The sequence below is a fragment of the Microbispora sp. GKU 823 genome, from assembly GCF_002027145.1.
Classification (GTDB): domain Bacteria; phylum Actinomycetota; class Actinomycetes; order Streptosporangiales; family Streptosporangiaceae; genus Microbispora; species Microbispora siamensis.
Genome location: NZ_MWJN01000215.1, coordinates 1 through 3,813 on the forward strand (window position 1 = coordinate 1; position 3,813 = coordinate 3,813).

Sequence of the window (3,813 nt, forward strand, 5' to 3'; positions counted from 1 at the left end):
CGCTTCATGGATTTCTCCCTGGTCTGTCGTGGGACGTCACTTGCGCCCCATGCGTCAGTGAAGGAACGAGGAGAAAGGTATAGGAGGAGTAAGGGCGGTGTAAGAGGTATCGCGGCCTTCGTGCTCCGGCCGGGAAGGCGGGGGCGTGGCCGCGTCGGGTGGCCTCCGTGACGTTTTGGCTGATCATCTACGGCGGTCTCTGGCCTTCCTTACCTTGGGTAATGGAACGGTTCAAGACGTTGTGTGATGCAAATCACAGTTTGGGGCGAAACGGAAAAGGGCCCAATCTCGTCGAAACTGGTCACGCCAGGCAGTGGGCACCCGGGAGGCGGACGCAAGGAAGGCGCCGCCGGATGGCGAAGTTCGCCCTGGAGCCGGTCAGCAACTCGCTCCACCGGGAGGTCGCACCGCTGGGCGTACAGGTGGTCGTGGTCGAGCCCGGCGGTGTCCGCACGGAGATGGCTAGCCGTGGGATCGCGACGGCGAATCGGCCGGCCGCCCAGATGACGCCGGAGCAGGACGAGCGCTACGGCAGCCTGCGCCGCCACTCCCCGAGGGGAGCCACTGCGTAAGCCACCGCGCCCTCCAACCCCGTAAGGATCACCGGCTCAAGCGCCGGGAGAGAGGTGAAGCGGGGCGCGAGGCGCACGGCTGCGGTGCGGGGCGAACGGTGGTCACGCGCGGGGCGGGAGGCAGACCGGGGCGAAGAGGGAAGCCACGATGGGAGAGGGTGATCGGATGCTACGCCTGCGACAAGAGCGCGCGGGCTCCGAGCGCATCGGCCGGGACCCCGCCGGCTTCATCAAGATCATGCGAACCCGGAACCTGCCCGCTCTCTGCACCAGTACCAAAAACAGGAAAAGGGCCCGGATAGACGTGCCATCCAGGCCCTTCCTGTGGTCCAGTCAGAGCGTCAGAGAGTTAGTCTCAGACGATCTTGCCGGAAGCGAACTTCGCGGCGTACTGGTAGACGGCCAGGGTCTCACCGTCGAAGTACGGGGAGACGCTGGTGTCGATGCGCTTGTTGCCGTCGGTGTCGGAGACCGCGATGGTCACACCGTTCAGGTAACCGAGACGCTTGGTGTTGCTGTAGCGGTACAGCCAGGACGAGCCGATGGAGCCCTCGCCGGTGAAGGAGGACTTGATACCGACGAGCTCCTCGGCCTTCATCGCGGGAGCGGCGGCCTTGAAGGTCTTGCCGTAGCTCCACTTGAGGGTCTTGCCGGTGAAGGCGTAGCTGCCGTCCGGGTGCGACCCGCTCGGGTAGCCGAACACGAAGACCGCGGAACCGATCTTCTGGTTGTAGGCCAGGCCCTGGCCACCGACGTTGGCGCCGAGGGTGCCGACGTCCTTCAGGGCGATGTCGACCAGCTTGCCACGCAGCTTGTAGTCGACGTCGAACAGGACCCAGAAGGTGGCCTTGTAGAAGCCGTTGTCCTTCGTGAAGTAGTACGCCTTGCCGTCGGCCGACGGGCCGCCGTTGCCGTACTCCTGCTTGCTGACACGGGTGATCGTGAGACCGAAGTCACGCCCGAGCCGCTTGTCGGTGCTCTCGCCACGGACCAGCGTGTCGATCGAAGACTTGGCGATGCCCGTGAGCTGGCACCAGCCGTCGACGCTCACGTACTCCTTGGCGCCCTCTTCGCCGCGCTGACGGAGGTGCTCGCGGTCCACGACGGGGACGATCTCGCCGGCCCAGCCGGTGGTCTTGAGCTCGAGGTCCTTGCGGGCCTTCTCGGCGTCCGCCTTGGTCTCGAAGGTGCGGTTGTCGACCCAGTTCTTGACCTTGTCGGTCGAGACGCTGGTGGGCAGGACGCCGTTGTAGACGGTGACGAACGCGTAGTCGCGGTCGCCGTCCTCGTAGACGTCGTAGTCGTAGTGGGTGTACGCGGTCTTGCCCACGTAGATGCCCCACGGGGTCTTGCCCTGGTAGTAACCCGGGATGAAGACCCACTTGTCCAGCGTCGCCTTGTTGCTCACCGTGTCGTAGACGCAGTGACCGGCGGTCGCCACCAGGTTCTTGTACTGGCTCTGCACCGCGGTGGCCGAGCACCAGTGCGGCTTGTTGTCGGCGCCGATGAAGAACACCTTGCCGGTCGTCTTCGGCAGGTTGATGTTCTTCAGGGTCCCCGTGGCGGCCTTCTGGTCGCCGCTCGAACCCACGACACCGGGCTTGCTGTCGGCCGAAGCGCCACCCGTGGACACGTGCTTGGTCGGGACCGTGGTCTCGACGTTGTAGGGGGTGGCGTTGACGAGGTTGGCCTTGTTCTGGCCGTACCAGAATGCCGCCACCTGCTTGGCGGCGAAGTTCGTGTTGGCCAGGTTGACGGCGGGGATCTCGTCGGCGGCGTGAGCCGGCGCTGCGATGGCTGCGGAGGCCAGCAGGCCCGCCGCGATCCCGCCCAGAGCGAGGGTGCGCTTCATGGGTTTCTCCCAGGTCTGTCGTGGGACGCGGCTTGCGCCCCATCCGTCAGTGAAGGATCGAGGAGAAAGCTATAGGAGAGATTTGTGAGGCGTAAGCGATCCGCGGCTTGCGCTCGCCGTCGCCCGCTGCTGTGCCTGTCCCTCGTCCGGCTGCGTCCGGCAACGTTTTGGCTGATCACCAAGGGTGAATTCCGGTCTCCCCTATATGCGCCACGAGTATCGAGTGTGACCTAAATCACATCTTTTGGTGAAACCGGATTAGGCTCGCTTCCGTCAAAGCGGGCCTCTCGGGACGCTCGACGCGCTGACGGTCGCCCTCAGGCGGAGGAGATTTCGGACATGCGAAAAGGGCCCGGCTGGAGGCCGGGCCCTTTCCTGTGGTCCAGTCAGAGCGTCAGAGAGTTAGTCTCAGACGATCTTGCCGGAAGCGAACTTCGCGGCGTACTGGTAGACGGCCAGGGTCTCACCGTCGAAGTACGGGGAGACGCTGGTGTCGATGCGCTTGTTGCCGTCGGTGTCGGAGACCGCGATGGTCACACCGTTCAGGTAACCAAGACGCTTGGTGCTGCTGTAGCGGTACAGCCACGAGGAACCGATCGAGCCCTCGCCGGTGAAGCTGGTCTTGATGCCCACCAGCTCCTCGGCCTTCAGCGCCGGAGCAGCGGCCTTGAAGGTCTTGCCGTAGGCCCACTTGAGGGTCTTGCCGGTGAAGGCGTAGTTGCCGTCCGGGTGCGACCCGCTCGGGTAACCGAAGACGAAGATCCCGGTGCCGATCTTCTGGTTGTAGGCCAGGCCCTGACCACCGACGTTGGCACCGAGGGTGCCGACGTCCTTGAGGGCGATGTCGACGAGGTGACCACGCAGCTTGTAGTCGACGTCGAAGTTGCCCCAGTAGGTCGCCTTGTACCAGCCGTTGTCCTTGGCGAAGTAGAAGGCCTTGCCGTCGGGCGTCCAGCCGCCGTTGCCGAACTCCTCCTTGGAGACCCGGGTGACCTCGGTGCCCCAGGTCTTGTCCTCGTAGGTGGAGGTGCCGTGCTCCTTGGCCTGGTTCTCCAGGGTCGCCACGTCGGCGGGCGTCTTCGTGATCTGGCCGCGGGTGACGGGCGCCTTCGCCGAGTCAGGCGTGCGGAGGGGGACCCGCGTCGTGTAGTCCACCACCGGCACGATCTTGCCGGCGAAGCCGGTGCTCTTCAGCTCCAGCTCCTGCTGGGCCTTCTCCGCCGCGGCCTTGGTCTCGAACGTGCGGTTGTCCACCCAGTTCTTGACCTTGTCCACGGCCACGTCCGTGACCTGGACGCCGTTGTAGACCGTCACGAACGCGTAGTCGCGGTCGCCGTCCTCGTAGACGTCGTAGTCGTAGTGGGTGTACGCGGTCTTACCGACGTAGAT

2 protein-coding genes and 1 pseudogene are annotated in these 3,813 nt (G+C 64.9%); 1 reads left to right on the top strand and 2 read right to left on the bottom strand.

Annotation, left to right across the window (positions count from 1 at the left end):
* Positions 1-353: 353 nt before the first annotated feature.
* On the top strand, positions 354-572 hold the full coding sequence (locus B1L11_RS44180; RefSeq protein WP_218671710.1) for an SDR family NAD(P)-dependent oxidoreductase: 219 nt from the start codon (positions 354-356) through the stop codon (positions 570-572).
* 355 nt (positions 573-927) lie between these two features.
* Here the strand turns inward: B1L11_RS44180 and B1L11_RS53580 are convergent, their stop codons facing one another.
* Both B1L11_RS53580 and B1L11_RS47725 read right to left on the bottom strand, forming a co-directional pair.
* On the bottom strand, positions 928-2,424 hold the full coding sequence (locus B1L11_RS53580; protein WP_256863438.1) for a serine protease: 1,497 nt from the start codon (positions 2,422-2,424) through the stop codon (positions 928-930).
* Positions 2,425-2,832: 408 nt separating this feature from the next.
* Positions 2,833-3,813, bottom strand: a pseudogene (locus B1L11_RS47725) (hypothetical protein); the annotation flags it as partial.

Excerpts from the sequence above, each read along its gene's own strand:
- B1L11_RS44180 (WP_218671710.1), top strand. The coding sequence starts at position 354 with ATGGCGAAGTTCGCCCTGGAGCCGGTCAGCAACTCGCTCCACCGGGAG.
- B1L11_RS53580 (WP_256863438.1), bottom strand. The coding sequence starts at position 2,424 with ATGAAGCGCACCCTCGCTCTGGGCGGGATCGCGGCGGGCCTGCTGGCC.